We start from the raw sequence: 25,866 nt of genomic DNA, 5'->3' as shown, positions 1-25,866 counted from the left end.
TGCGCTGATCGAGATTGGTATTCACCATTCACCCACTAGCCACGGAGCATCGATGCTCGGACGCCTGAACCATGTAGCGCTTGCCGTGCCGGACCTGGCCGCGGCGATTGCGGCCTATCGCGATACGCTTGGCGCGAAGGTCACCGCGCCGCAAGCGCTGCCCGAGCATGGCGTTACCGTGGTGTTCGTCGATGTCGGCAACACCAAGATCGAACTCCTGGAGCCGCTGGGCGAACGGTCGCCGATCGCGGCCTTTCTGGACAAGAACCCCTCGGGTGGCATGCATCATGTCTGCTACGAGGTCGACGACATCCTTGTCGCGCGCGATCACCTCAAAGCGAGCGGCGCCCGCGTGCTGGGCGACGGCAATCCCAAAACCGGCGCCCACGGCAAGCCGGTGCTGTTCCTGCATCCCAAGGATTTCTTCGGCACGCTGGTCGAACTGGAGCAGGCATGAGCTGGATTTCGTTTGCCGCGCTGTTCTTCATCACCTGGTGGCTGATGCTGTTCATCGTGCTGCCGTTCAGCGTCAAGACGCAGGATGACGACCAGGACGTGACGCTGGGCACGGTTGCGAGTGCGCCGCGCGGGCCGCATATGCTGCGCGCCGTGATCCGCACCACCATCGTCACGGCTGTCGTCATGGGGGTTTTCTATAGCCTGACGCACGGGCTGGGCTACAGCCTCGACGAAGTCCCGCACATCATCCCCGAAGCCAGCCAGGCACCTGCAAACTAACCACTTTCCCGCCGGCAGATCGGGTGGGGTGTTCGTGCCTGTTTTCGGAGCGCCAAACTCAGGTTTTGTCTCGCCAGCCTGCGATGCACAATCGGCGGCCAGGCATGGCCGACCCGCATTAGAATCACGACTGGGCATCAGGCTGACGCAAGCTCACGTGATTTGGGAACAGGTTGATCTAACCAGATGATCGGGCAAAAAAAATGCAAGGCACAAGGCCTTGCAATTTAAACGCGTTCCGATCTGTTTTCCGGTTTCCGGCGGCAGCGGGTAACCGCGCCTAGATCGCATCCTCCCAAGACTTTGACCGCGTAGGAGAGCAGATTTTTCTCCACCCTCTCGGTTATCGGGGCACACTAGCCTAACCCTGATGAAATTGTCACGCAGAATTTTGCCCGCAATCGGGCAATCTGTGCTGCAGTGCACAATAGTGCGGCAGGCTTTGCTTGCGAAACGAACAACACCGGGGCTGCCGCCTTAATCTGGTCAGGTGTGCCGCGTCGCCCGGACGCGCAAAGCGTGTGTGAGCACTTCGGAGTCCGGGTCATCATTTTGCATCAAAAGCATTATCGTTTTCGGTGCGAAGGTCTTTGGAAGAAGAATCGATTTTTGCGATTTCGGACCGATGCGGCCGGTCGGGTTTCCATTCCGTCACGAAATAGCTATGAAGCCGGGGCAAGCAAGCCAGCCGCGCCGATTCCGGCGCAGCCTCCTCTCTCACGGACCTGTCCATGCGTTTGTCGCAGTTTTTCCTGCCCATCCTGAAAGAAAATCCGCGCGAGGCCGAGATCGTCTCGCACCGGCTGATGCTGCGTGCCGGCATGATCCGCCAGCAGGGGCAGGGCAGCTTTTCCTGGCTGCCGCTAGGCAAGCTGGTGCTCGACAAGGTCTGCCGCATCATCCGCGAGGAGCAGAACCGCGCCGGCGCTCTGGAAATCCTGATGCCGACCATCCAGTCGGCCGATCTGTGGCGCGAAAGCGGCCGCTATGACGATTACGGCAAGGAGATGTTGCGCATCAAGGACCGGCAGGACCGCGACATGCTCTACGGTCCGACCAATGAGGAAGTGGTCACCGAGATCGTGCGCGCCTACGTCAAGTCCTACAAGGACTTGCCGCTCAACCTCTACCACATCCAGTGGAAGTTCCGCGACGAGGTGCGGCCGCGCTTCGGCGTCATGCGCTCGCGCGAATTCCTGATGAAGGATGCCTATTCCTTCGACCTCGATTTCGAGGGCGCGAAGGCCGCCTATAACCGCATGTTCGTATCCTATCTCCGGACGTTCACGCGCATGGGGCTGCAGGCCATTCCGATGCGGGCCGACACAGGGCCGATCGGCGGCGATCTCAGCCATGAATTCATCATCCTGGCCGACACCGGCGAGAGCCAGGTCTATTGCGACCGCGAATATCTGTCGCTCCAGGTGCCCGGCGAGAAAACCGACTTCGGCAATGACGGCGAGATCGCCGACATCGTCAAGACGTGGACGACGCCTTACGCCGCCACCGACGAGATGCATGACGAGGCGGCCTGGGACAAGCTTGGCGAGGCCGACCGGGTCTCGGCACGCGGCATCGAGGTCGGCCACATCTTCCATTTCGGCGACAAATATTCCAAGCCCATGGGCGCCAAGGTGACCGGGCCCGACGGCAAGGATCATTTCGTTTCCGGCGGCTCCTACGGTATCGGTCCGTCGCGGCTGGTGGCGGCGATCATCGAGGCCAGCCATGACGAGAGCGGCATCATCTGGCCGGAAGCGGTGACGCCGTTCGACATCGGCCTGATCAACATGAAGGCCGGCGACGCCGAGTGCGACCGCGTCTGCGGCGAGATCTACGCCGCCTTCACCAGCGCCGGCAAGGATGTGCTTTACGACGACACCGACCAGCGGCCGGGCGGCAAGTTCGCCACTGCCGACCTGATCGGCCTGCCCTGGCAGGTGATCGTCGGGCCGCGCGGCGTGGCCGCCGGCGAGATCGAGATCAAGAACCGCCGGACCGGCGAGCGCGAGACGCTGCCGGTCGCGGAGGCCAGGAAACGCTTCGGTGCAACCGCATGAGCGAAGCCGCGGCAGCGAAGTCTTCGGTAGCTCAGTCTCCGGTTGGCAAGTCTCCGGTCGCCAAGTCTCCGGTCACCAAGTCTCCGGTCGCCGGCCCGTTCTCCATGTTCGAACGCATGGTCGCCTGGCGTTATTTGCGGTCGCGCCGCAAGGAGACGGTGATCTCGGTCATCGCCTCGATCTCCTTCCTCGGCATCATGCTGGGCGTCGCCACGCTGATCGTCGTCATGGCTGTCATGAACGGGTTTCGAGCCGAACTTCTGACCCGCATCCTCGGCGTCAACGGCCATCTGATCGTGCAGCCGCTGGATTCGCCGCTTGAGGATTATGCGCAGGTCGCAGCCCGCATCAACGGCGTGGCCGGCGTCAAATACGCGATACCGCTGATCGACGGCCAGGTCCTGGCGCAAGGCAATGTCGGCGGCGGCATGGGCGCGCTGGTGCGCGGTATCAGGGCCGAAGACCTCGGCAAGATCGCCATCGTCGCCCAAAACGTCAAGCAAGGCACGCTTGACGGCTTCGACTCCGGCGATGGCGTCGCCATCGGCAAGCGCATGGCGGAGAATCTCGGCCTTGTGCTCGGCGACACCATCACGCTGATCTCGCCGGACGGCGATGTGACGCCGATGGGCACGACGCCGCGGCTGAAGGGCTACAAGGTGGCGGCGATCTTCGAGGTCGGCATGTCGGAGTATGACAGCTCCATCGTCTACATGCCGTTTTCCGAAGCGCAGCTCTATTTCAACATGGACGGCAGGGCGCAGACGATCGAGATCTATGTCGACAATCCCGATAATGTCGACGCGCTGAAACCGCTGGTCGATGCGGCGGCGCAACGGCCGATCGACATGGTCGACTGGCGCCAGCGCAACGAGACGTTCTTTTCAGCACTGCAGGTCGAACGCAACGTCATGTTCATGATCCTGACGCTGATCGTGCTGGTGGCGGCGCTCAACATCATCTCCGGCCTGATCATGCTGGTGAAGGACAAGGGCCACGATATCGCCATCCTGCGCACAATGGGCGCCTCGCGCGGCGCCATCCTGCGCATCTTCCTGATGACGGGCGCTGCGATCGGCGTAACCGGCACGCTCGCCGGCGTGCTGCTCGGGGTGCTCATCTGCACCAACATCGAATCGATCCGCCAGTTCTTCTCCTGGATGACCGGCAAGGTGCTGTTCAATCCGGAACTCTATTTCCTCAGCCAACTGCCGGCAAAGATGGACCCACGCGAGACCACCTACGTCATCCTGATGGCGCTCGGCCTGTCCTTCCTTGCAACCGTGTTTCCGGCATGGCGCGCCGCACGGCTCGATCCGGTCGAGGCCTTGAGATACGAATGAAGTCCGAGATCATTATCGAGCTGAAGAGCGTCGAGCGGCACTATGTCCAGGGGCCGCGCAAGCTCACCATTTTGAACGGCGCCGACTTTTCGCTGAAGCGCGGCGAGATGGTGGCGCTGGTGGCGCCGTCGGGCACCGGCAAGTCGACGCTGCTGCACACGGCGGGCCTGCTCGAGCGCCCCGACGCCGGTGACGTCATTCTGGCCGGCCGCGCCTGCGGACGGCTCTCCGACGACGAACGCACGGCAATCCGCCGCAACGATGTCGGCTTCGTCTATCAGTTCCATCATCTGCTGCCGGAGTTTTCGGCACTGGAAAACATCATGATGCCGCAGCTGATCAAAGGGCTTTCGCGCAAGGAGGCGTCGGAGCGCGCAGCACAGCTGCTCGACTATATGCAGATTGGCAAGCGCGCGTCGCACCGGCCGTCGGAGCTGTCCGGCGGCGAACAGCAGCGCGTCGCCATTGCTCGCGCGGTCGCCAATGCGCCCTTGCTGCTTTTGGCCGACGAGCCGACCGGCAATCTCGACCCGGTCACCGCGTCCTATGTCTTCGAGGCGCTTGGCGCGCTGGTCAAGCAGTCCGGCCTTGCCGCGCTGATCGCCACCCACAATCACGAGCTCGCCTCGCGCATGGACCGCCGGGTGACGCTGGCGGACGGCAAGGTCGTTCCGTTGTAGGCCCCAACTGGTGCGTGTCGGCCGATCGCAAAGGCATGCGATGCGCCCTCCGTCAGCACTGCCGTCACCCCGTCAACCTTTCCTTAACCCTGCCCAAACCGGCTGTCAGGATTTGTCGGCATGCCGCTTTCCGCTCATTGACTTTCGAACAAAGTTAGAACAAAATACGAACATAGCAACAACAGGAGAGAGTTATGAGCGATCTTGTTCAGGACGTCGTTTCGTTGGTGTGCATGAGTGCGTTTCTGGTTTCCATGGCCGTCTGGATCGGCGCCATGTGATGCAACTGCTGTTCGCCGCAGTGTTTTAGGCGGGCAGGAGGGCGTTGTGCCGTTAAGCCTTTCTTGCCGCCGTGCCGCTAGGGTGCCCTGCCAAATACAGGGAGCAAAACCTTAGGTGTCGCCGATCGTGACGGCCCTTCTCGTGGCCGGTAATCTCGGATTGATTTTCCTTTTGATGACCGCGCCGCTCGGTTTGCGCACGGTGAGGCTCAGCCGCGTGGTCGCAATGGACCGGCAGCGCCTCTGGCAGGCGCTGTGGCCGCTCGGCAGCGATGCCGGCTGGTCCGGCGAGATACTCTCGGCCCAGCCGCTGGACGGGCAGGGCACGGCCCGCATCCTCCTGTCGTGGGAAGGCCGGGACGGCCAGCCGATCGAGCGCAGGTCGCGCTTCGAGGACGTCGTCGAAGGCAGTCGTTTTTCGATGCGGGTCATCGAGGATACCGCGCTCGACGCGTCGTTCTGGAAGGATTTTTATGAGACCACTGAACTCACCTCGGAAGGTGTCGGCACGCGGGTGACGCTCAGTCAGACCGATCGCTATCGCGGCGTCGCCTTCCTGGTGTTCCGCTACTTCGCCATGCGCCGCGAGCTCGGCAAGCTGGAGATCTGGGCGAGGACCGGACAGTATCGCAACGGCGGCTGGTTCGAGCATCCGCTGAGCCAGGTCGGTTTCGCCGTTCTGTCGGCTTTCATCCTTTGGCCGTTCTTCGGGCTCAATCTTGGCGGCCTGGCGCTGGCCGCGATCCTGACCTCGGTGGTCGCCCTGCATGAGCTCGGCCACATGGCGGCCTTCCGGCTGACCGGTCATCGCAAGGCGCGGATGATTTTTATTCCGCTGCTCGGCGGCATCGCCATTGGTGGCCGGCCTTATGACAGCCGCTTCGAGGTCGCCTTCGTGCCGCTGATGGGCGCCGGCTTTTCCGCGTTCCTGGTTCCGCTGCTGATCGTCGCCAGCGGGCTCGCGTCCGGCGAGGGACATCGGCTCGCCGCGGCCCTTATGGCGACGCTCGCCGGCTTTGCCGCGTTGTTCAACATCGCCAATTTGGTGCCGGTGTGGAAATTCGACGGCGGCCAGGTGCTGCGCCAGATTTGTCCTGGCCCGATCGCGCTTGCGCTGGCGTCTTTCTCTTTGCTGTCGGCCTTGCTGGCGGTGGGTTGGCTCGCTGGTTTTTCCCAAGGATTTCTGCTTGTGGCAGGCGCCGTCTTTGCCATCCTCAGCCTGCTGACCATGGGCAGCGGGGTAAAACCGCGCCACGAATTGACGCCGATCCGCACCTTCGACCGCTTCGCCATGGCCGGCGCGTTGCTGGCGGTGTTCGCCATCCATGGCTACGGGCTGTTGTGGGCGTCGGCGAAACTTCTCTGAGCGTTTTGATCGAGTCGCGGTCTCAGCCAGTCTTACGCACTGGCTCAGCTGGCGTATTCGCGGCTGCGCCGAAAACCCCCTCGAAGGAAGACTTCAGCGCCAGGTCGAAATCGGCCATGGTCACGGGCAAGCCGAGGTCGACGAGGCTGGTGACGCCGTGATCCGGCACGCCGCATGGCACGATGCCGCTGAAATGGCTGAGATCCGGCTCGACATTGACGGCAATGCCATGAAAGCTCACCCAGCGCCGCAGCCGGATGCCGATGGCCGCGATCTTGTCTTCAGCCGGCGAGCCGTCGGGCAGGGACGGGCGCTCGGGCCGCACCACCCAGACTCCGACGCGGTCCTCGCGGCGTTCGCCGCGCACATTGAAGGCGGCAAGCGTGCCGATGATCCACTGCTCGAGCGCGGCGACGAAGGCGCGCACATCCTCGCGCCGGCGCTTCAGGTCAAGCATGACATAGGCAACCCGCTGCCCCGGTCCGTGATAGGTGTATTCGCCGCCGCGCCCCGCGGCAAAGACCGGGAAACGGTCGGGGTCGATCAGGTCCTCGATGCGGGCGCTGGTCCCGGCGGTGTAAAGCGGCGGATGCTCGACCAGCCAGACCATCTCGGCGGCTGCACCCGCGCGGATCGCCTCGGCGCGCGCTTCCATCAGGGCCAGCGCATCGGTGTAGCCGGTCAGGCCGGGCTCGATGCGCCATTCGACCGGCGCCGAACCCGGCAAGGGCAGGAACGACGTGGCGATCTGGCTGCGTTCGGTCATGGCTTTTTCGTTTTTCGCGTGATGCACGCCGGCTTGGCGAAACCGCCTTGCGCTCTGGGGCCAAATGCATTTGCCCTTCATATGGCGGTATCCGGCTGAAACGTCCAGTTCGCCACGCATTTCGGCCTTCGCGCACGACCCCGAAGATAGGAACGATCTTCGGAAAGGATCATGCGCCAAATCAAAGTGCTGCAGCGTCCTTTGCGCGTCCCACAGGACGCGCGGCGCTGTAGAGGCCGATATGCCAATTCGCGGCGATTATTGCGCGCCGCGCCCTTGTTTCGCAGGAAACGATTTGCTACACGCCGCGAGCCGGTTCGTTCCGGCTCCTACCACGGGCGGTCGTGGCGGAATTGGTAGACGCGCAGCGTTGAGGTCGCTGTGGGGCAACCCGTGGAAGTTCGAGTCTTCTCGACCGCACCATAATTTTTCGGCCATTGAAATCATTGCGGCTTCTCAGGCCGTCGACGCCAAATCATCGCCTTTGGCGCTTGAACCGGCCGCAGCAGAGTTGCAACAAGAGGTCGCAGAGCCGCACGCGAACGCCGCTTGGCTCGCACCGGCCAGCCTCCTGCACCTGAGTCCCCGGCTTTGCCGGTGGCGGGGCAGGGGATGTGGTTGACCTAAGCGGCGCGTCGTTGCGGGAAATGGAGACCCGGACGGGCTCGACGAGGGTCAACGGCCGTCACGACGGTGTGGTGGTGATCGCAGTAGACGCGATCCGGCGACGTCGGCCCGGCACAAAACCGGTAACCACCGGGTACCGACCGGTCTTCGCTCACCGGGAAGCGGCACTGGTGCAGGCCTAGCTGAATGAGGGGGACGTCTCTCGACGCTGGTCTGATATTTTCACGCATGATGGTTTTCAGTTTCCTGGTTCATAGCCATTGCCGGCTGACGGCCGCGATGCGACCGGTCGGAGCGAGCTTCTCTCGTTTTGGAGGGCTGTGGACCACATATGGTGCTGATAGCACCGTCAAAGAAGCCCGGCGCCCCGCTTCTGCAGCCAAATCGTTTGCGACTTAAGGCCACACCCGCGAGCGCCCGAAGCACCTGTCCGGCCGGGATTTGCCGGCGCGCCGTTGCATAGCCTCAGTCCGTCGCCGCCGATCGCTTGAAGACGATGGTGACCCTGGTTCCCTCGCCGGCACTCGACTTGACGTCGAATTGCGCCTTGGCATTTTCGGTCAGCGACCGCGCGATCAAGGAGCCGAGCTTGCCGGGCCTGGGCCAGGTCTCACCCGTCGGCAGACCGATCCCATCATCGGCGACAGTCACCCGGCAACCATCGCCGCTGACGACGCTGTGCAGCGTGATCGTGCCGCCATCGCGCCCGACGAATGCATGTTTGAGAGCGTTGGTCAGCAACTCATTGACGACCAGGCCTGTCGGCATGGCAACGTTGATGGATACCGGATAGGTATCCACCTTAAGGTCGAGGCGGATACCTTCGACTGCGTGCGACGCCATGACGGCGGACGCGATCTGGCTAAGGTACACGCCAAGATCCACCTCATCCTTCTGCTGGTCAGCCGACAATGTCTGGTAGAGGATTGCCAATGCGTCTACCCGGCCGGCAAGCCTTTCGAAACGCTTCTGGTCCGGTTCGGTGGCGTTGCGGGTTTCCATCCGGATCAAAGCGGTGATCATCTGCAGATTGTTTTTCACCCGATGCTGCAGTTCGCGCAACAGGGTGTCCTTCTCCCGGATGAGCTCCTCCGCGGGTCGCGCGTCCTCGGTCTCACCGTGTGCCGTGACGTCGACAAGCGCCACCAGCCGGAAGCAGAGCTTGCCGTTGTCGTCCTCGATAACGTTGGAATAAACGTCGACGATTGCCGGCTTGTCCTCGCCGCGCTCGAGGCGAAACGTGCCGACGAAATCGGTGTCTTCAACGACAGCCTCGGCGAGCGGCCTGTCCTTCTGCCGATGAAGCCCCCTGCCGGAAAGGGCCGCCCAGTTTTCCCGCGCAAGCTTCGGCGCCTTGAGGTCCGAGAGCTTCTCGAATTCGGGATTGGCGTAGACGACACGTTCCTTCGCGATCAATTCCGAGACGGCGATCGCGATCGGCATCTGGTCGAGAAATTTCTTGAACTGGTCGCTTTCCAGCGCGGTGGCGAGGTCAGGCGTATCGAGCAATTGCTCGACAGCGTCAGCCTTATCGGAGTCTGTCATCTCGGCGCCTGCGTGATGCGTGGAAGCCATCAATATCAGGCATGCAATTCACCCGCCATCTCCAATATCGAAGGGGATACGACAGCGTCACTACTGGTGCGGGCCGCGTCGCGCAGCGCTCCACCGCCTGCCGCTCACGAACGAATTGGACAGAAGGCATTTTTCTCAGGGCCGCCGAACTTTGAAAAGAAATGTCTATGGAATTTGTAGAATTACGCTTTGAATGGGATCTCGGTACTGCTCGCAAGCCTTGGCGGCCTTCGCCTCCTGAGTTGAGATCAGTGCTCTCGTTGCCAAGCAAGTCGGCTCCCGATGAGGGAGTTGCTCCGCCGATCGCTATGCGGCCGGCAGACGGCGGAGCATTGCCACCAGCCCGCGGCTTTAGAGGAAGAGGTTCCCATGACCAGACTTACCCCCGTAGAGCAGATCATCCCGGATGCCGATATTGTCCCGCTTACCGGACGCGTCGGCGCAGAGATCAGGAACATTCGGCTCTCCGGCGACCTGCCGCAGCAGACGGTCGCGGCGATCAACCAGATCCTGTTGCGGCACAAGGTGGTGTTCTTCCGCGACCAGGCGCATCTCGACGATGCCGAGCAGGAGCGCTTTGCCCAGCGTCTCGGCGACCTCGTCCCGCATCCGACCCAAGGTCCCGTCAAGGGAACGGCGTCCATTCTCGAACTCGATTCCAGCCGTGGCGGCGGTCGCGCCGACCAATGGCATACCGATGTCACCTTCGTCGACGCCTATCCGAAATTCTCCGTTCTTCGCGGCGTCGTCATACCGCCGGCCGGCGGCGACACCATCTGGTCGAACACCGCGGCCGCCTATCAGGACCTGCCCGAGCCGTTGAAGCTGCTGGCCGACAATCTCTGGGCGGTGCACAGCAACGCCTACGATTACGCCGCGGTGCGGCCGCGTGCGAGCGCCGCGGAAAAGAAGCACTTCGAGGAAATCTTCACCTCGACGATCTACGAGACCGAGCATCCCGTTGTCCGCGTCCATCCCGAAACAGGCGAGCGCTCGCTGCTGCTCGGCAATTTCGTGCAACGGCTGATCGGTCTTTCCAAAAGCGATTCGGCGAAGCTCTACGAGGTGTTCCAGTCCTATGTCACGGCGCCGGAGAACACCGTGCGCTGGCGCTGGAAGGCCGGCGATGTGGCGATCTGGGATAACCGCGCGACGCAGCACTACGCCGTCAACGATTACGGCGACCAGCACCGGGTGGTGCGTCGCGCCACGGTCGACGGCGACATTCCGGTCAGCGTCGACGGCCGCCGCAGCGCCACCCGCACCAAGGTCGCGAAGCCGGCAGCCGACAAGGCGGCATGAGGCGCGGTCGAACGCGAAGGCCGCTGTTCAGGCGGCCTTCTTCATCCTCGCCAGCGTCTCTGCAACCACCTCACCAAACGACGACGGCGTCGGCACGATGATCACCCCGGCGTCCTTGAGGATCTCCACCTTTTCCTGCGCCGACTCGCCGAAGGCCGAGATGATGGCGCCGGCGTGGCCCATGCGGCGGCCTTTGGGGGCGGAGAGGCCGGCGATGTAGGCGATCAGGGGCTTGCGCATATTATCGCGCGCCCAGATCGCGGCTTCGGCTTCCTGCGGTCCGCCGATCTCGCCGATCATCACCACCGCGTCGGTGTCGTCATCCTGTTCGAACAGTTTCAGCATGTCCTTGAAGGACGAGCCGTTGATCGGGTCGCCGCCAATGCCGACGCTGGTCGAGACGCCGATGCCGAGCGACTTCATCTGCGACGCCGCCTCGTAGCCCAGGGTTCCGGAGCGGCCGACAATGCCGACGCGGCCAGGCAGATAGATGCTGCCGCGCATGATGCCCATCAGCGCCTGTCCGGGCGTGATGACGCCGGCGCAGTTCGGGCCGATCAGCCGCATGCGGTCCTCGTAGCGGTAGCGCAGCATGTAGCGCTTGACCTGCATCATGTCCTGCGACGGGATGCCGTCGGTGATGCAGACGCAGAGTTTTATGCCGGCGTCGGCCGCTTCCATGATGGAATCGGCGGCAAAGGGCGGCGGCACGAAGACGATGCTGGCCTCGGCGCGGGTCTCGCGCACCGCGCCCTTGACCGTGTTGAAGACAGGCAGGCCGAGATGCTTCTGGCCGCCTTTGCCGGGGGTGACGCCGCCGACCAGCTTGGTGCCATAGCGTTTCATGTCGTCGGCATGGAAGCTGCCGATCTTGCCGGTGAACCCCTGGACAATGACGCGGGTGCTGCGGTTGAGCAGGATTGCCATTTTCTCGACCTCCCTAGAGCATGATGCCGAAAAGTGTGAAGCGGTTTTCGGACGACATCATGCTCCATCTGTTTGATTTTAGAGACGGATTCAGATTTCAGGTCGATTCGACCTGAAATCATCCGGCTCTAGGCTGCTTTTTTCTTGGTGGCCGAGCGCCATGCGGCGACGGCTTTTTCGGCGGCTTCTGCAAGCGTGCCGGCAACGATCACCGCCTCGCCGGAATCAGCCAGGATGCGGCGGCCTTCCTCGGCCCTGGTGCCGGAGAGACGGACCACCAGCGGCACGTTGACGCCGACCTCGCGGATCGCCTTGATGACGCCTTCGGCGACCCAGTCGCAGCGGTTGATGCCGGCGAAGATGTTGACCAGGATGGTCTCGACATTCTTGTCGCCGAGCACGGCGCGGAAGGATTTCGCCACCCGCTCGGGCGAGGCGCCGCCACCGATGTCGAGGAAGTTGGCCGGTTCGCCGCCGGCGATCTTGATCATGTCCATGGTCGCCATGGCGAGCCCTGCGCCATTGATGATGCAGCCGATGTTGCCGTCGAGGCCGACATAGGAGAGGCCACGGTCGCTGGCGAAGGTTTCGCGCGGATCTTCCTGGCTCTTGTCGCGCAGCTCGGAGATTTCCGGCCGTCGGAACAGCGCGTTCTCGTCGAACGACATCTTGGCGTCGAGCGCGATCAGATTGCCGTCGCGGGTCACCACCAGCGGATTGATCTCCAGCATCGAGGCGTCGTAGTCGCGGAACACCCGGTAGCAGCTGAAGATGGTCTCGGTCGCCTTGCCGATCAGATTGTGGTCGAGGCCGAGCCCGAAGGCGATTTCGCGCGCCTGGAAACGCTGCATGCCGACGCCGGGATCGACCGATGTGCGCAGGATGGAGTTCGGCGCCTTTTCGACGATGTCCTCGATCTCCATGCCGCCGGCAGCCGAAGCCACGATCATGACGCGCTCTTCCTTGCGGTCGAGGACGAAGCCGACATAGAGCTCCTGCGCTATGTCGACGGCTTCCTCGAGATAGAGGCGCGAAATCAGCTTGCCGCGCGGGCCGGTCTGCTGTGTCACCAGCTTGCGGCCGAGCATGGCTTCGGCGGCGTCGGAGATTTCCTCGTCATTGGCGCATAGCTTGATGCCGCCGGCCTTGCCGCGGGCGCCGGAATGCACCTGCGCCTTCAGCACCCATTTGCTGCCGCCGATCTCGCGCGCCCTGTAGGTTGCCTGCTCGGGGCTGTAGGCCAGCCCGCCGCGCGGCACATGCACGCCGTGGCGTGCCAGCAGTTCCTTGGCCTGATATTCGTGGATGTCCATTTTGTCCTCCCTGAACGGTCAATGCGTGGCGACGCGCGGCTCACTAGAGAATTGACCGGCGCGTTCGATTGCCTCGTTGACCACCAGAACATTGCGCGCCATGCGTTCCGACGCGGCGTCGATCATCTTGCCGTCGAGGGCGGCCGCGCCCTTGCCCTGCGCCTCCGCCTCCTTCAGCACTTCGAGGATGCGCCGGGCGCGGGTGACCTCTTTTTCCGGTGGAGAGAAGACGTCGTTGGCAAGCGCGATCTGCGAGGGGTGGATCGCCCACTTGCCTTCGATGCCCAGCGCCGCCGCGCGCCTGGCGCCAGCGATGTAGCCCTCCGGATCGGAGAAGTCGCCGAACGGCCCGTCAATGGCGCGCAAGCCATAGGCGCGGCAGGCGACGGTCATGCGCGACAGAGCGAAATGCCACTGATCGCCGGGATAGTCGGGGTTGAGGCCGCCAATGTTGACCGTGCGCGCCTTGCAGCTTGCCGCATAGTCGGCGACGCCGAAATGCATTGCTTCCAGCCGGCCGGGTGTCGCGGCAATCGCCTCGACATTGGCCATGCCGAGCGCGGTCTCGATCAGCGCTTCGAGGCCGACGCGGGTCCTGAAACCCTTTGCCATCTCGATCTGGTTGACCATGGCCTCGACCATGTAGAGGTCGGCCGGCACGCCGACCTTCGGCACTAAAATGGTGTCCAGCCGGTCACCGGCCTGCTCCATGACGTCAACCACGTCGCGGTACATGTAGTGCGTGTCGAGGCCGTTGATGCGCACCGAGACGGTCTTGCCCTTGGCGCGCCAGTCGATGTCGTTGAGCGCCTGGATGATGTTCTTGCGGGCGCGTTCCTTGTCGGGTGGGGCAACGGCGTCCTCGATGTCGAGGAAGATGAAGTCGGCGGCGCTGTTCGCCGCCTTGTCGATCATTTCCGGGCTGGAGCCGGGAACCGCCAGCTCGCTGCGCTGCAGGCGGAGTTTCTTCAGGTGGTTGATGGTGTGGCTCATTGTCGGCTCCTCAGGCGGCTTCGGCGACCGGCACGGCGGCCGAGGCGCGGAAGTGCTGGATGGCGGCGCCGACGCCCGAGCCCGGCGCCAGCCGTACGCCGCAGTCGAGCAGCGCCATTTCGGCGGCCGAGAGCGAGGCCAGCACCATCACCTCGTTCAGCCAGCCGAGATGGCCGATGCGGAAGACCTTGCCGATCACCTTGTTGAGGCCGCCGCCGAGCGAGGTCTGGTATTTCTGGTAGGCGCGCTTGACCACATCGCCGCTGTCGACGCCGTCCGGCACCAGGATGGCGCTGACGGTGTCGGAGTGCCATTTCGGCGCCTTGGCGCAGAGCTTCAGGCCCCAGGCGTCGACCGCCTTGCGCACGCCTTCGGCGAGGCGATGGTGACGGGCGAAGATGTTTTCCAGCCCTTCCTCGGCGATCAGGTCGAGCGAGGCGCGCAGGCCGCGCAGCAGCTGAGTAGCCGGCGTATAAGGGAAATAGCCGGCGTCGTTGGCGCGGATCATATCTTCGAAGGAGAAGAAACAGCGGCGGTGGGTGGTGCTCCGCGAGGCCACCAGCGCCTTCTTGCTGACGGAGAGGAAACCGAGGCCGGCGGGCAGCATGAAACCCTTCTGCGAGCCGCTGACCGCGCAATCGACGCCCCATTCCTTCTGGCGAAAGTCGATCGAGCCGATCGACGAGACGCCGTCGACGAAGAGCAAAGCAGGGTGGTTGGCGTCATCGAGCGCGGCGCGGCAGCCGGCGACGTCGCTGGTCACGCCGGTCGCGGTCTCGTTCTGCGTGCAGAAGACTGCCTTGATGCGGTGCGCCTTGTCGGCCCTGAGCCGCTCGGCATAGAGCTCGAGCGGCACGCCGGTTCCCCATTCGCAGTCGATGACATCGACCTCGAAGCCGAGCCGTTCGGCCATGTCGACCCACAGATGCGAGAACTGGCCGAAGCGCGACATCAGCACGCGGTCACCGGGGCTGAGCACATTGGTCATCGCCGCTTCCCAGGCGCCGGTGCCGGAGGAGGGGTAGATGAAGACGCGGCCGGTCTCGTTCTTGAACACGCGCTTGATGTCCTCGAACAGCGGAAGAGTGAGATCGGGGAAGGAGGCGGCGCGCATGTCCTCCATCGGCAGGTTCATCGCCTGCCGGACCTGTTCGGGGATGTTGGTCGGTCCGGGAATGAAAAGATGGGTGAAACCGGCCATGTCGCGAACTCCTCCTGATCCAGCAAAGCGGTGATGGGGAGTTTCGTTACGACGGCTAAAGGCGACAACACCTCAAGGGGTAACATCTTGCCGCGCGCGGGTGGGGCTTGCCTACCCGGGTGACCTACCCGTGGCCAGTCGCTCGCCTACCCCAACGGCTGCTTCTGGGTACGCCTCTCCCGCGCGTAGAGCGCGACGGCCATCGCCCGGTTGCGGACGTCGAGCTTGTCGTAGAGGTTCTTGAGGTGGTATTTCACCGTGTTCTCCGAAATCCCGGTGCGCGTCGCGATCTGCAGATTGGTCCAGCCGTCGGACAGCACCGCCAGCAGCTCGCGCTCGCGCACGGTGAGCAGCGACAAGGGTGTGTCGTTGACCTTATTGATGTCGATGTAGGGGATGCAGATGCGGCCATGCGCGACGGCCAGGATGGTCTCGAAGATGATCGCCGGATCGTCGAACTGGAAGCAGTAGCCCTGGGCGCCGAGCCGCACGCACTGCTTCAGGATGCCGATGTCGTGGTCGTTGGAAAACACCGCGATGCGCACGCCGAGCTTGCGGCTGTGAACCTCGGCCAGCACATCGGCGCCGTCCATGTCGGAGAGCTTCCAGCCGATAACGGCGACGTCGAATTCCGCTTCGGCTGCCAATTCCAGAAAATGCCTGCCGCTTTGCACGCAGGCCCTGAGATCGAAGCGCCCGTCGCAGTCCAGCATGTCGCGCAGCGCCGATATGACGAGCGGATTGCGTTCGGCCACGACCACGCGCACGCGCCGTTCCTCGATTGCCTTCTGCGTCTGCGACCTGATCTTCAAGGGCTTCCGGCTGTTCTGGTTGTCGCCTGGGCGGGTCCGGCCTTTGCCTGGACCTGCATCATGACAATTCTGCCCCAACCGTGCTGGGGTGCTCTTTCCCCAGCGACATGTGCTGTCGCGCCGCCTGAATCCTGGGCGGCGTCATATCCTGATGAAATCGCTCTCTCCCCATATGCAGGGCGGGGCGCATTTCGTTTGATATTCCCGTGCGTTGCGCGCTAGACCTGACAGGCACCTTTTCCGAAATTCCCATGGCGGGAGCCGCTGGTGGAACGCCAGGACGACCACACGACCGGCGCCAAAGCCGCTGACGATGCCCACGCCGACATCTATGGCGAGGACGGCGCCGTCCTGTCATCATTCCTGGCCCAGATCGGGGCGGCGATCGCCGATCGCGATACGCTGACGCTGAAGCGCGAAGTCGACGACCTGCACCAGTCGGAACTTGGTGATCTGCTCGAGGCCCTGCACCCCGAACAGCGTCGCGCCCTTGTCGAACTGCTCGGCGCCGACTTCGACTTCTCGTCGCTGACCGAGGTCGACGAGGCGATCCGCCGCGATATCGTCGACAATATGCCCAATGAGCAAATTGCCCAGGGCATGCAGGACCTCGATTCCGATGACGCGGTCTACATTCTCGAAGACCTCGAAAAGGAAGACCAGGACGAGATCCTGTCGCAGTTGCCGTTCACCGAGCGGATCAGGCTGCGCCGCTCGCTCGACTACCCGGAAGAGACGGCCGGTCGCCGCATGCAGACCGAGTTTGTCGCCGTGCCGCCGTTCTGGACCATAGGTCAGACCATCGACTACATGCGCGAAGACAAGAACCTGCCCGAGCGCTTCAGCCAGATCTTCGTCATCGATCCAAGCTTCAAGTTGCTCGGCGCCATCGACCTCGACCAGATCCTGCGCACCAAGCGCACGACCAAGGTCGGAGACGTGATGCACGAGACGAGGCACGCCATTCCGGCCACCATGGACCAGGAAGAGGCGGCGCGGGACTTCGAGCAATACGATCTTCTGTCCGCCGCCGTCGTCGACGAGAACGAGCGGCTGGTCGGCGTGCTGACCATCGACGACGTCGTCGACGTCATCCAGCAGGAGGCCGAGGAAGATCTGCTGCGCATGGGCGGCGTCGGCGACGAAGAGTTGTCCGACAGCATTCTTTCGACCTGGCGCTCGCGCGTTCCCTGGCTGCTGGTCAACCTGTTGACGGCGTTCCTGGCGGCATCGGTGATCGGCTTGTTCGACCGCACCATCGAGCATATTGTAGCACTGGCCGTGCTGATGCCGATCGTGGCCGGCATGGGCGGCAATGCCGGTTCGCAGACCATGACCGTCACCGTGCGCGCGCTGGCGACCAGGGATCTCGACATCTACAATGCCGGCCGCATCATCCGCCGCGAAATGGGCGTGGGTTCCATCAACGGCATCATCTTCGCCGTGCTGATCGGCATTGTCGCGGCCGTCTGGTTCCGCGATGCCAATCTGGGCGGCATCATAGCGGCGGCCATGATCATCAACATGTTCGTGGCAGCCCTTGCCGGTATCCTGATCCCGCTATTGCTCGACCGGTTCAAGATCGACCCGGCGGTGGCGTCGGCGGTTTTCGTCACCACGGTCACCGACGTCGTTGGCTTCTTTGCCTTCCTCGGGCTGGCCACCTGGTGGTTCGCTATCCCTTGAGAAAGAGGCGAGCGGGCTCAATTGACTTTTACGTAAATGTGGTGCGAGGCTTGCGCGGGGTTCCATCCGAGTCCGGCCTGGAACGGGGTTGATCGGACTGCGTTGGAAATACCGGGCGACCGGGCGTTTCCGATGTTCCGACATTTGGAGCAAAGATGCGGGAATATTATTCGATCACCGAACTGACCCGCGAATTCGACGTGTCGACGCGGACGCTGCGCTTCTATGAGGACGAGGGGCTGGTGCAACCGGTGCGGCGGGGCCGCACAAGGCTGTTTCGTCCGTCGGACCGGCATCTGATCCGTCAGATCATGCGCGGGAAACGGCTCGGCTTCTCGATCAACGAGATCCGCGAAATCATCCAGATGTACAAGGAACCGCCCGGCGAGGTCGGTCAACTCAAGCTGATGATCAAGCGCATCGAGGAGAAGCGCGAGGATTTGCGCCAGAAGCGCCGCGATCTCGAGGAGACGCTGGCGGAGCTCGACCAGGCGGAGGAGTCTTGCGTCGAGCGGCTGGTGGAGCTGGGGGTTAATACCTGAGCGGACTCATCGCGCGTTGAGCGGCGATCGCTACAGAACTTCGTCATTCTAGGGCGGAGCAGGAGCGAAGCTCCGTCGCGGAGACCCTAGAATCCATTCCGTGACATTGGCCGTGGAGTGCAGCGGTGCAGAATTCTGGACCGTGGCAACTGCTGTACGTCGCGGCATGGATCCTCGGGTCTGTGCTGCGTCGCTACGCTCCTTGCTCCGCCCGTGGATGACGAAGAGATGGGCGTTCGGCTAGTCGCCAAGGCATGCGAACCCTGCCAGCGATCACACCCGCCTCAAATCCACCGGCGCACCCGCTTCGTATAGTCGCGGTACTTCTTGCCGAATTTGGCGAACAGCACCTTCTCCTCGCTCTCGATGGCGACCTTCTGCGTTGCAAAAGCCGCGATCAGGGCCAGCGGCAGGAACCATATGATCCCCGAGACGAAGGCGACGCCGATCAAAAGCAGCGTGTTGGCCAGATACATCGGGTTGCGAGTCACGCCGAACGGGCCGGACGTCACCAGATGATCCGGCACGCCATTGGGGTTCATCGTCGTTTTGGCCCGGATCATGGTGCGGATAGCGGTGAACCAGAGGGCTGCGACGGCAAACAGCACCACAAAGCCGGCGGCAAACAAAAGGTCGCCCAAGAGGTCGCCGATCCAGGGCAGGGGATAGAACAGGCCGAGCGCGATGCTGATGGCGATGGCGGCGATGTAGATCAGCGGCGGCCATGGGATCAGCCGTGGTCTCGGTAGATCGGGTTTTGCCAGCTTGTCGGTCATTGTTGCCCTCCCTGCGTCATCGGACTCTCCTCCGTCCTTGCGGTGCAGATGCCGGCGAGTTCACCGAGATGCGCTTTGAACTCCGGGGTCTGGTCGCCATTGTAGAGCCGGTCGAATGCCGCTTCGCTTTGCAGCGTGTCCAGCATGCACACACAATAGCTGGTGCAGAACTCCGTGTCGCGCTGCTGTTCGCAAGATACCTGGCATTCCTTGAGGAAGATCACTTCCCTTGTTTCGACGGGCGCCGGCGCAATCTGCGAGAACAGCCAGACGCAGCCGAACAGCAGCGGCTGGTGGATCAGGTAGAAAGCCAGGCTGTGGCGGCCGATGAAGGTGAGCGGCCTGGTCCAGCTTCCTGATCCCAGCGTGGCCAGCCGCGCCAGCAGGCCAGTGGTGGACGCAAACTTTGCCGCGGCGATGCCGAGAAGCACGGCGCCGAACCAGGGAAACAGCGGCACGTAATCATTGGAGCGCGGGTTGATCGCCGACAGGCCGACCCACCACAGCGCCGGATGATCGAAGGCTTCGGATCGGAGATAGAGGGGGACTGCGATCACCACCGCCGCCACGACCAGCGTCAGCCAGGAAGGCAGCCGCAGAAACAAAAGGCCGAGCAAGCTGGCCAGCGCGATCTGATGCAGGATGCCGAAGAAGATGAAGCTGTCCGGCGTGATGAAGTACGTGACCGCCGATATAGCGGCGGCCGCGACGGCGACCATGGCAAAACGTTTCCAGAAGCCGGTCCAGCGGATCTGCCTGCCATGAGCGAGAAACAGGCTGACGCCGACCAGGAACAGGAAGGTCGAGGCGATGCAGCGCGCATAGATCTTCCACCAGCCGACGGCGGTGAGGCCGGGATCGGTGTAGTGGAAATTTTCGAGATCCCAGGTGAAGTGGTAGCTCGCCATGGCGATCAGCGCGATGCCGCGTACGACATCGATGGCGACGATGCGCTTCGGTTGATCTCGCTTCAGTTGATCTCCAGGGGGTGCGGTATGGATGCTCATGGTCTCGCGATCTGATTCAGCCCCAAAGACGACTATCACGGTTGCACCGGACAAAAGAAGGCCGCCCTCTACGCTCCGGGTCGCGCCGTGCGGCTGCATCGGGCGGCGCTTTAGGCCAGAGCCGGAAAGCCTTTGGCCGAATTCGCTTTTTGCCGGGAAGGGGTCGGTTTCCTGTTACCGGCGGAGGAAGCGCCAGCGCAGATTTGACGCCGCGAGTCTGATTTGGGGATCAAATGTCCACCCATGTGCGCCATCCGATCTGGCTTCCGGCCCTGCGTCCGGCGGATGCCCGCACCTTTGCCTCGCTCTATGCGGTCGAATCCTTCGCCCGCGCCACGGTATCGAGCGTCATCCCGATCCAGGCTTATGAGATTCTGCACAACGAGCAGATCGTCTCGATCCTCTACACCATCGTGGCGCTGCTCGGCCTGTCGATGACCTTGTTCATGCCGATGTTGATCCGCAGGTTTGCCCGGCGCTGGGTCTATACCGCCGGCGCCTGCCTGCTGGCGATAGGCTCTCTGTTCTTCGTCACCCACACGCTTGCCGGGCAACTGACAGGCATGCTGTGCCGCGTCATGGGGGCGAGCGCCCTGTCGATCACGCTCAACCTCTACATCATGGACCACATCCGCAAGACCGATTTCATGCAGGCCGAATCGCTGCGCATGGCGTGGTCGATGCTGGCCTGGACCGGCGGGCCGACACTCGGCATCTTCCTCTACACACGCTACGGCATCTATGCCGCGCATGGCGCGGTCGCGGTGTTTGCGTTGGCCTTGCTGGCGCTGTTCTGGACCTACAGGCTGGGCGACAACCGGTCGATCCGGCCGGGCAAGACACGGCCGGCCAATCCGCTGGCCAATATCGGCCGCTTCGTAGCACAACCCAGGCTCAGGCTGGCCTGGCTGATCGCCTTCGGCCGCTCCTGCTTCTGGACGACGTTCTTCGTCTACGGGCCGCTGTTCATGGTGATTACCGGCGAGGGCAAGCTTGCCGGCGGCCTGCTGGTTTCGGCCGGCAATGCGCTGTTGTTCATGGCGATCTTCTGGGGCAAAGCGGGAAAACGCTTCGGCGGCCGGCGCACCATGACCTTCGCCTATTTCGCGATGTCGGCGACGCTGCTTGCGGCGGGCGCGGTCGGCACTACCGCGCCGCTGCTTACGGGCTTTTTCCTGCTCTGCGGCGCCTTCTTCACCATCGCGCTCGATGCACTGGGCTCGACCGCCTTCATGCGCTCGGTGCGGTCCTATGAGCGGGCGCAGATGGCCGCGGTCTACCGCACCTATCTCGACTTTTCCGAGCTGACGCCGCCGCTGGTCTATTCGGTGGTGCTGGCGTTTTTCGGCCTCGGCTCGGTGTTCGTGACGCTGGGCATTCTGGCCGCTGTTTGCGGCTTTATCACCTGGCGCTATCTGCCGAAGTCGCTTTAGTCGCCGATCAGGCGGTTGCCTCAAGCGCTGCATGCCGCTCGCGCACCCAGTTGTGGAAGCGGTGCAGATCGTACTCCTCCGGCATCAGCACGCCGGCCGCGTGACGCATGGAGCGCAGGCCTTTCTGGTTGATCTCGCAGATCGCGGCATCCTCCTCCAGCACCTGGGTGCCGAAGGCGACGACATTGTCGATGTCCGTCTCAGCCAGCGCCTCGGGCGCGAACAGCCATTCGGCGGTGAGTTCGGTCTGTTCGGGACCGAGCGGCATCAGTCGCACCGTCCTGACATAATCGACATGGCCGACGATGAACATCGAGGGCAGGCTGGTGGCATAGGTCTGTCCGGCCGCACGCTCGGCTGGCGTCAGGCCCGGGAAGACCGGGCCATGGGCATGTCCGTCGCGCGACCAGGTCTCGGCGCCGGCGCGCAGGCCACCCGAAAACTCCGGTGCGTCATTGTCGGCATGGCGGACCCAGTCGGGGTCGTCGTGCCGGCTCATCAGGCCGCGGCCGTATATCGGCACCAGCCGAGACAGGTCCTTGTGGACGCCTGGGCAATGCAGGCACTCGTTGAAGTTCTCCCAGAAAATTTTCCAGTTGCAGTTCATCACCTTGCGCAGGACATGGCCTGATACCAGCGTTTCCAGCGGCCAGTTGGCGAGGTCGCCGGATGCGGGATCGAAGGAGGTCTCGGCGGAGCCGGCCGTCGCCTGCTGAAGGTTCACAAAGACAAAGCCGCGCCACACCGACAGCGCCACCCGGTAGAGCGGATGATCTGCCTTGTCGAAACCATCTGGCAGCGATTTCGAGGGAACGCGCACGAGATCGCCGCGCAGCGAGTAGGACCAGGCATGGTAGGGGCAAGTGATGAGCCGCGCTTTCAGCCGGCCCTCGCTTTCCTGGCAAAGCTGCGAGCCGCGATGCCGGCAGGTGTTGTGGAAGGCGCGCAACTCGCCGGTGTCGTCGCGCAGCACGACGATTTCCTGCGTGCCGACGCGGAATGTCCTGAATGCCAAAGGCTGGGCAAGATCGGCCTCGCGGCAGACGAGCAGCCAGCTTTTGTACCAGATGGCCTCGAGATCGCGCTGGTAAGCCTCGCTATCCCAATAGGCCGATGACGGTAGCGTCGGTTCGGCCCGGCTCAGGCCGTTATAGGGGTCGCGCTCGCTCGGGTTGGGATGCATGGCTGGCTTCCTATGAAGCGTCAGCCGACACCCCGGCAAATCGTTTGTCAATCAGAGTGCCGCATTGCCGGTTGCAGGCGCGGCGCATAATCATGTCGTGGACATGGGACATTCGGAATTGGGGGGATTCGGACGTGGCCGCACGACAGATGTCGCTTACGCCGGAGCTGGTCGCGCGCTGCTGGCGCGAGATCAGGGACCCCGGGCCTGATCCGGACGCGATGCATCTCGATGAAGCCGACTATGACGCGCTTCTGGATGAATTGCAGGTCGAACTCCCGGATAGCGAACCGCTATGGCTGTTCGGCTATGGATCGCTGATCTGGAAACCGGAAATAGATTATGTCGAGGACCGCGTTGCGCTGGCGCGCGGCTGGCATCGGTCCTTTTGCATGAACATGACGCGCTGGCGCGGCACCAAGGTCAGCCCCGGCCTGATGATGGCGCTGGACCGTGGCGGACAATGCAAGGGCGTCGCCTTTCGGCTGACCGACAATAACCGGCGCGAGCAGTTGGGCCGGCTTTTCCGGCGCGAAGTCACGCTGAAGCCGACAAGCTACCGGCCGCGCATGCTGAAGCTTGCAAGCGAGGCCGGACCGCTCAGGGCATTGGCCTTCGTGATCAACCGCAACGGCCTGACCTATTCCGGCCCGCTCGACGAAGGCAAGATCGTCGAAAGGCTGGCCACGTCCTGCGGGCACTGGGGATCGGGCGCCGACTATCTCTACAACACGGTGAAAAACCTTGAAGAGCGCGGCATTCACGATCGCCATCTGTGGCGGCTGCAGCGGCTGGTTGCCGAGCGGATCACCGCGTTGAACCCGTAACGCCGCATGGCGCATTCGCGCTGTTGGCCGGCGGAATTTGGTTTGCCGGATGCGGCCGTTTCAGCCTATAGTCATGCATGTCGTCGGTTCCGTTAGGGACCAAGAGGGAATGCGGTGAGGGCTGACTTGTTGCCCAATGCCGTGGCTGCCCCCGCAACTGTGTGCGGTAGTCCTCTCCAAGCCACTGAGGATTTTTCCTCGGGAAGGTGGGGAAGGGCGCTGATCCGCGAGCCAGGAGACCTGCCGGCGACAGGGAACTGACTTCGATGCCCTCGGGTGGAGGGCGAAAGGACAAGATATGAATACCGCTTCCGTCTCCCTCGGCGCATCCGTCTCCTCGCAGTCGCGCTTCATGCAGCTCGTGCTTAGCGCGTTTCTGGGCATTTTCGTCGTCGGCGTTGTCGGTTTCTCGCATATCGATGCGGTCCACAATGCGGCGCACGACTATCGCCATTCGATGGCGTTTCCCTGCCACTGACGAGGATCTGACATCATGAACCTGTTTCGCAACGTCGTGTTCATCGCGGCGATCGCAGGGCTCGTGGCGGGTGTCGCTCTCGCCTGCATGCAGGCCTACGCCACCGTGCCGCTGATCCTCAAGGCGGAGGTCTACGAAAAGGCTGGTGGCGGCCATGAGCATCAGCATGCCGCGGCGCCCGCCGCCAACGCTGCGGACACCGATGCCATGAGCACCGCCGCGCCGGCGGAAAATGCGGTGAGCAGCGCAGCACCGGCTGAAGCAGCCGCGCCGGCGGAGGACGAAGGCTGGGCGCCGGCCGACGGCTTCGAGCGTTTCGCCTTCAGTGTCGTCGCCAATATCGTCACCGGCATCGGCTTCGCGCTGGTCCTGGTGGCGGTTTCCGAGTTCGCCGGCGGCATCGGCAGCTGGCGCCAGGGCGTGTTCTGGGGCTTGGCCGGCTTTGCCGTGTTCACGCTGGCGCCGGGCCTCGGCCTGCCGCCGGAACTGCCGGCAATGCCGGCGGCCGATCTCATGCAGCGCCAGATCTGGTGGTGGGCAACGGTGATGACAACGGCGATCGGTCTTGCCCTTATCACCTTCCGCACGTCGGCGCCCCTGACCGTGCTCGCCGTCGTCCTGATCGTCGCCCCGCATATTGTCGGCGCGCCGCAGCCTGACAGTTTCGTAACGCCGATCCCGGAGGGCCTGCATCATCAGTTCGTGGTGGCGGTGACGCTGACCAATCTGGTGTTCTGGCTGGTGCTCGGCGCAGTTGTCGGTGTAGTGCGCGCGCGCTTCGCCGGCACCGCGACCAGCCTGCGCGACAGCTTTGCCTGATCGCAGTTTGACCTTCATCATCGGCGGTGCGCGCTCCGGCAAGAGCGCGCATGCCGAAACTTTGGCGACGGCGTTGCTGCCGCCATGGGCTTATATCGCCACCGCGCTAGCCTATGACGGCGAAATGCGCGAGCGCATCGCGCAGCACCGCTCGCGCCGTGGCGAGGGGTGGGCGACCATCGACGCCCCGCTTGATCTTGCCGGTGCGCTCGAGGCATTGCCGGACAACCAGCCGGTGCTTGTCGACTGCCTGACGCTGTGGCTGACCAATCATATGCTGGCCGATCATGATCTGGAGGGGGAGTGCCGGCGGCTGGCCGATGTGCTTTCGCGGCCGCGCGGACCGTGGTTCGTGGTCTCCAACGAAGTCGGACAAGGCATCGTGCCCGACAATGCGCTGGCACGCCGGTTCCGCGATGCCGCCGGCCGGCTCAACCAGCAGATCGCGGTCGTAGCTGATATGGTGCTTCTGATGGTGGCGGGGCTGCCGCTCAAGGTGAAATGAGATGACCGATATCGACACAAAAGACGAAGAGCGCCATCGCGCCAAGATGGCCAAGCGCAAGGCGGTGCAGGACGCCGAGGTCGCGGAAAAGACGGTCGAGAAGGGGCTGCTGATCGTCAACACCGGACCCGGCAAGGGCAAGACCACGGCTGCCTTCGGGCTGGCGCTGCGCATGCTCGGCTATGGCAAGCGCGTCGGAATCGTCCAGTTCATCAAGGGCAAATGGCACACCGGCGAGAAGGATGCCTTCGCGGCGTTTGGCGACCGCGTCGTCTGGCACACGATGGGCGAGGGTTTCACCTGGGAGACGCAGGATCTGAAGCGCGACATTAAGGCGGCCGAAGCCGCCTGGGCCAAGGCGCTGGAACTGATCGCCGACCCCTCTGTCAGCCTTGTCGTCCTCGATGAGCTCAACATTGCGCTGCGCTACGACTATCTCGATCTCGACAGAGTGGTGGCGGCGCTGAAAGCGCGGCGCGAAGGTCTGCATGTCGTCGTCACCGGCCGCAACGCCAAGCCGGCGCTGGTCGAGGCGGCGGATCTGGTGACGGAGATGGGCGTGACCAAGCATCATTTTTCGGCCGGCGTGAAAGCGCAGCAGGGGATCGAGTTTTGAGGGTTTCGTA

The 25,866-nt window shown here is 63.3% G+C and carries 26 protein-coding genes, 1 tRNA gene and 1 riboswitch; of the genes, 16 read left to right on the top strand and 11 right to left on the bottom strand.

What is annotated here, in order from left to right:
- Window positions 1-52: 52 nt before the first annotated feature.
- From mce to NLY44_RS11315, 6 genes are all read left to right on the top strand, one after another.
- Window positions 53-457, top strand: coding sequence for a methylmalonyl-CoA epimerase (mce, locus tag NLY44_RS11340; RefSeq protein ID WP_023805491.1), 405 nt, complete (start codon window positions 53-55; stop codon window positions 455-457).
- Window positions 454-738, top strand: coding sequence for a DUF1467 family protein (locus NLY44_RS11335; RefSeq protein ID WP_023670803.1), 285 nt, complete (start codon window positions 454-456; stop codon window positions 736-738). The genes mce and NLY44_RS11335 overlap by 4 nt, the downstream gene beginning before the upstream one ends.
- A gap of 731 nt (window positions 739-1,469) precedes the next feature.
- Complete coding sequence (gene proS / locus NLY44_RS11330) at window positions 1,470-2,798, top strand: proline--tRNA ligase (protein WP_023805490.1); 1,329 nt, start codon at window positions 1,470-1,472, stop codon at window positions 2,796-2,798.
- A 104-nt stretch (window positions 2,799-2,902) separates the two neighbouring features.
- Window positions 2,903-4,141, top strand: coding sequence for a lipoprotein-releasing ABC transporter permease subunit (locus NLY44_RS11325; RefSeq protein ID WP_027050260.1), 1,239 nt, complete (start codon window positions 2,903-2,905; stop codon window positions 4,139-4,141).
- Window positions 4,138-4,821 (top strand): ABC transporter ATP-binding protein, encoded by a 684-nt coding sequence (locus NLY44_RS11320; protein ID WP_023685211.1) that lies wholly within the window; start codon window positions 4,138-4,140, stop codon window positions 4,819-4,821. The genes NLY44_RS11325 and NLY44_RS11320 overlap by 4 nt, the downstream gene beginning before the upstream one ends.
- 396 nt (window positions 4,822-5,217) lie before the next feature.
- Window positions 5,218-6,468, top strand: a complete 1,251-nt coding sequence (locus tag NLY44_RS11315) for a peptidase M50 (protein WP_023805489.1) — start codon at window positions 5,218-5,220, stop codon at window positions 6,466-6,468.
- Between the two features lie 22 nt (window positions 6,469-6,490).
- Here NLY44_RS11315 and lipB read toward each other — a convergent pair whose 3' ends face one another.
- On the bottom strand, window positions 6,491-7,234 hold the full coding sequence (gene lipB / locus NLY44_RS11310) for a lipoyl(octanoyl) transferase LipB (RefSeq protein ID WP_023805488.1): 744 nt from the start codon (window positions 7,232-7,234) through the stop codon (window positions 6,491-6,493).
- Between the two features lie 338 nt (window positions 7,235-7,572).
- Between lipB and NLY44_RS11305 the strand changes: the two genes are divergently transcribed.
- Window positions 7,573-7,657 (top strand) — tRNA-Leu (locus tag NLY44_RS11305).
- A 200-nt stretch (window positions 7,658-7,857) separates the two neighbouring features.
- Here the strand turns inward: NLY44_RS11305 and NLY44_RS32955 are convergent.
- Both NLY44_RS32955 and NLY44_RS11300 read right to left on the bottom strand, forming a co-directional pair.
- Complete coding sequence (locus NLY44_RS32955) at window positions 7,858-8,091, bottom strand: GcrA family cell cycle regulator (RefSeq protein ID WP_081726058.1); 234 nt, start codon at window positions 8,089-8,091, stop codon at window positions 7,858-7,860.
- A 235-nt stretch (window positions 8,092-8,326) separates the two neighbouring features.
- Complete coding sequence (locus NLY44_RS11300; protein ID WP_023685214.1) at window positions 8,327-9,406, bottom strand: sensor histidine kinase; 1,080 nt, start codon at window positions 9,404-9,406, stop codon at window positions 8,327-8,329.
- 399 nt (window positions 9,407-9,805) lie between these two features.
- On the opposite strand from NLY44_RS11300, the gene NLY44_RS11295 reads away from it, so the two are divergent.
- Complete coding sequence (locus NLY44_RS11295; protein WP_023685215.1) at window positions 9,806-10,738, top strand: TauD/TfdA dioxygenase family protein; 933 nt, start codon at window positions 9,806-9,808, stop codon at window positions 10,736-10,738.
- A gap of 27 nt (window positions 10,739-10,765) precedes the next feature.
- Here the strand turns inward: NLY44_RS11295 and sucD are convergent, their stop codons facing one another.
- From sucD to NLY44_RS11270, 5 genes are all read right to left on the bottom strand, one after another.
- A complete protein-coding gene (sucD, locus tag NLY44_RS11290; protein WP_023805487.1) occupies window positions 10,766-11,665 on the bottom strand; it encodes a succinate--CoA ligase subunit alpha in 900 nt (299 codons plus the stop codon).
- A gap of 128 nt (window positions 11,666-11,793) precedes the next feature.
- Window positions 11,794-12,978 (bottom strand): malate--CoA ligase subunit beta, encoded by a 1,185-nt coding sequence (locus NLY44_RS11285; protein ID WP_023805486.1) that lies wholly within the window; start codon window positions 12,976-12,978, stop codon window positions 11,794-11,796.
- Window positions 12,979-12,996: 18 nt separating this feature from the next.
- Window positions 12,997-13,971, bottom strand: a complete 975-nt coding sequence (locus NLY44_RS11280) for an HpcH/HpaI aldolase/citrate lyase family protein (RefSeq protein ID WP_023690973.1) — start codon at window positions 13,969-13,971, stop codon at window positions 12,997-12,999.
- Between the two features lie 10 nt (window positions 13,972-13,981).
- Window positions 13,982-15,172: an aminotransferase class V-fold PLP-dependent enzyme gene (locus NLY44_RS11275; protein WP_023805485.1), complete on the bottom strand. Its 1,191-nt coding sequence runs from the start codon at window positions 15,170-15,172 to the stop codon at window positions 13,982-13,984.
- 146 nt (window positions 15,173-15,318) lie between these two features.
- A complete protein-coding gene (locus tag NLY44_RS11270) occupies window positions 15,319-15,984 on the bottom strand; it encodes a response regulator transcription factor (RefSeq protein WP_023690292.1) in 666 nt (221 codons plus the stop codon).
- A gap of 267 nt (window positions 15,985-16,251) precedes the next feature.
- Here NLY44_RS11270 and mgtE point away from each other — a divergent pair, with 267 nt between their 5' ends.
- Window positions 16,252-17,670, top strand: a complete 1,419-nt coding sequence (mgtE, locus tag NLY44_RS11265; RefSeq protein ID WP_023805484.1) for a magnesium transporter — start codon at window positions 16,252-16,254, stop codon at window positions 17,668-17,670.
- Window positions 17,671-17,825: 155 nt separating this feature from the next.
- Complete coding sequence (locus NLY44_RS11260) at window positions 17,826-18,212, top strand: MerR family transcriptional regulator (RefSeq protein WP_006203215.1); 387 nt, start codon at window positions 17,826-17,828, stop codon at window positions 18,210-18,212.
- Window positions 18,213-18,496: 284 nt separating this feature from the next.
- On the opposite strand, the gene NLY44_RS11255 is transcribed toward NLY44_RS11260, so the two are convergent.
- Window positions 18,497-18,988: a methyltransferase family protein gene (locus NLY44_RS11255; protein ID WP_023805483.1), complete on the bottom strand. Its 492-nt coding sequence runs from the start codon at window positions 18,986-18,988 to the stop codon at window positions 18,497-18,499.
- On the bottom strand, window positions 18,985-19,995 hold the full coding sequence (locus NLY44_RS11250) for a heparan-alpha-glucosaminide N-acetyltransferase (protein WP_023690977.1): 1,011 nt from the start codon (window positions 19,993-19,995) through the stop codon (window positions 18,985-18,987). Before NLY44_RS11250 ends, NLY44_RS11255 begins: the two co-directional genes overlap by 4 nt.
- 233 nt (window positions 19,996-20,228) lie before the next feature.
- Between NLY44_RS11250 and NLY44_RS11245 the strand changes: the two genes are divergently transcribed.
- Window positions 20,229-21,428, top strand: a complete 1,200-nt coding sequence (locus NLY44_RS11245; protein ID WP_023670787.1) for an MFS transporter — start codon at window positions 20,229-20,231, stop codon at window positions 21,426-21,428.
- A gap of 7 nt (window positions 21,429-21,435) precedes the next feature.
- On the opposite strand, the gene NLY44_RS11240 is transcribed toward NLY44_RS11245, so the two are convergent.
- Window positions 21,436-22,611: an aromatic ring-hydroxylating oxygenase subunit alpha gene (locus NLY44_RS11240; RefSeq protein WP_023670786.1), complete on the bottom strand. Its 1,176-nt coding sequence runs from the start codon at window positions 22,609-22,611 to the stop codon at window positions 21,436-21,438.
- 134 nt (window positions 22,612-22,745) lie between these two features.
- Here NLY44_RS11240 and NLY44_RS11235 point away from each other — a divergent pair, with 134 nt between their 5' ends.
- The 5 genes from NLY44_RS11235 to cobO all read left to right on the top strand — a co-directional run bounded on the left by NLY44_RS11235 (window position 22,746) and on the right by cobO (window position 25,856).
- A complete protein-coding gene (locus NLY44_RS11235) occupies window positions 22,746-23,438 on the top strand; it encodes a gamma-glutamylcyclotransferase (protein WP_031199063.1) in 693 nt (230 codons plus the stop codon).
- A 67-nt stretch (window positions 23,439-23,505) separates the two neighbouring features.
- Window positions 23,506-23,700, top strand: a riboswitch (cobalamin riboswitch).
- A 36-nt stretch (window positions 23,701-23,736) separates the two neighbouring features.
- A complete protein-coding gene (locus NLY44_RS11230) occupies window positions 23,737-23,916 on the top strand; it encodes a CbtB domain-containing protein (protein ID WP_023670784.1) in 180 nt (59 codons plus the stop codon).
- A gap of 15 nt (window positions 23,917-23,931) precedes the next feature.
- Complete coding sequence (locus NLY44_RS11225) at window positions 23,932-24,735, top strand: CbtA family protein (protein WP_023670783.1); 804 nt, start codon at window positions 23,932-23,934, stop codon at window positions 24,733-24,735.
- Window positions 24,728-25,240: a bifunctional adenosylcobinamide kinase/adenosylcobinamide-phosphate guanylyltransferase gene (gene cobU, locus NLY44_RS11220; RefSeq protein ID WP_023710812.1), complete on the top strand. Its 513-nt coding sequence runs from the start codon at window positions 24,728-24,730 to the stop codon at window positions 25,238-25,240. Before NLY44_RS11225 ends, cobU begins: the two co-directional genes overlap by 8 nt.
- Window position 25,241: 1 nt before the next feature.
- Window positions 25,242-25,856 (top strand): cob(I)yrinic acid a,c-diamide adenosyltransferase, encoded by a 615-nt coding sequence (cobO, locus tag NLY44_RS11215; RefSeq protein WP_023805482.1) that lies wholly within the window; start codon window positions 25,242-25,244, stop codon window positions 25,854-25,856.
- The last annotated feature ends 10 nt before the right edge of the window (window positions 25,857-25,866 follow it).

Source organism: Mesorhizobium sp. C089B (genome assembly GCF_030323125.1).
Taxonomy (GTDB): Bacteria; Pseudomonadota; Alphaproteobacteria; order Rhizobiales; family Rhizobiaceae; genus Mesorhizobium.
This window is presented reverse-complemented; position numbering and strand designations above follow the sequence as displayed.

Coding starts and splice junctions, on each gene's coding strand:
- mce (WP_023805491.1), top strand. CDS start 53: ATGCTCGGACGCCTGAACCATGTAGCGCTTGCCGTGCCGGACCTGGCC.
- NLY44_RS11335 (WP_023670803.1), top strand. CDS start 454: ATGAGCTGGATTTCGTTTGCCGCGCTGTTCTTCATCACCTGGTGGCTG.
- proS (WP_023805490.1), top strand. CDS start 1,470: ATGCGTTTGTCGCAGTTTTTCCTGCCCATCCTGAAAGAAAATCCGCGC.
- NLY44_RS11325 (WP_027050260.1), top strand. CDS start 2,903: ATGTTCGAACGCATGGTCGCCTGGCGTTATTTGCGGTCGCGCCGCAAG.
- NLY44_RS11320 (WP_023685211.1), top strand. CDS start 4,138: ATGAAGTCCGAGATCATTATCGAGCTGAAGAGCGTCGAGCGGCACTAT.
- lipB (WP_023805488.1), bottom strand. CDS start 7,234: ATGACCGAACGCAGCCAGATCGCCACGTCGTTCCTGCCCTTGCCGGGT.
- NLY44_RS32955 (WP_081726058.1), bottom strand. CDS start 8,091: ATGCGTGAAAATATCAGACCAGCGTCGAGAGACGTCCCCCTCATTCAG.
- NLY44_RS11300 (WP_023685214.1), bottom strand. CDS start 9,406: ATGACAGACTCCGATAAGGCTGACGCTGTCGAGCAATTGCTCGATACG.
- NLY44_RS11295 (WP_023685215.1), top strand. CDS start 9,806: ATGACCAGACTTACCCCCGTAGAGCAGATCATCCCGGATGCCGATATT.
- sucD (WP_023805487.1), bottom strand. CDS start 11,665: ATGGCAATCCTGCTCAACCGCAGCACCCGCGTCATTGTCCAGGGGTTC.
- NLY44_RS11285 (WP_023805486.1), bottom strand. CDS start 12,978: ATGGACATCCACGAATATCAGGCCAAGGAACTGCTGGCACGCCACGGC.
- NLY44_RS11280 (WP_023690973.1), bottom strand. CDS start 13,971: ATGAGCCACACCATCAACCACCTGAAGAAACTCCGCCTGCAGCGCAGC.
- NLY44_RS11275 (WP_023805485.1), bottom strand. CDS start 15,172: ATGGCCGGTTTCACCCATCTTTTCATTCCCGGACCGACCAACATCCCC.
- NLY44_RS11260 (WP_006203215.1), top strand. CDS start 17,826: ATGCGGGAATATTATTCGATCACCGAACTGACCCGCGAATTCGACGTG.
- NLY44_RS11255 (WP_023805483.1), bottom strand. CDS start 18,988: ATGACCGACAAGCTGGCAAAACCCGATCTACCGAGACCACGGCTGATC.
- NLY44_RS11250 (WP_023690977.1), bottom strand. CDS start 19,995: ATGAGCATCCATACCGCACCCCCTGGAGATCAACTGAAGCGAGATCAA.
- NLY44_RS11245 (WP_023670787.1), top strand. CDS start 20,229: ATGTCCACCCATGTGCGCCATCCGATCTGGCTTCCGGCCCTGCGTCCG.
- NLY44_RS11240 (WP_023670786.1), bottom strand. CDS start 22,611: ATGCATCCCAACCCGAGCGAGCGCGACCCCTATAACGGCCTGAGCCGG.
- NLY44_RS11230 (WP_023670784.1), top strand. CDS start 23,737: ATGAATACCGCTTCCGTCTCCCTCGGCGCATCCGTCTCCTCGCAGTCG.
- NLY44_RS11225 (WP_023670783.1), top strand. CDS start 23,932: ATGAACCTGTTTCGCAACGTCGTGTTCATCGCGGCGATCGCAGGGCTC.
- cobO (WP_023805482.1), top strand. CDS start 25,242: ATGACCGATATCGACACAAAAGACGAAGAGCGCCATCGCGCCAAGATG.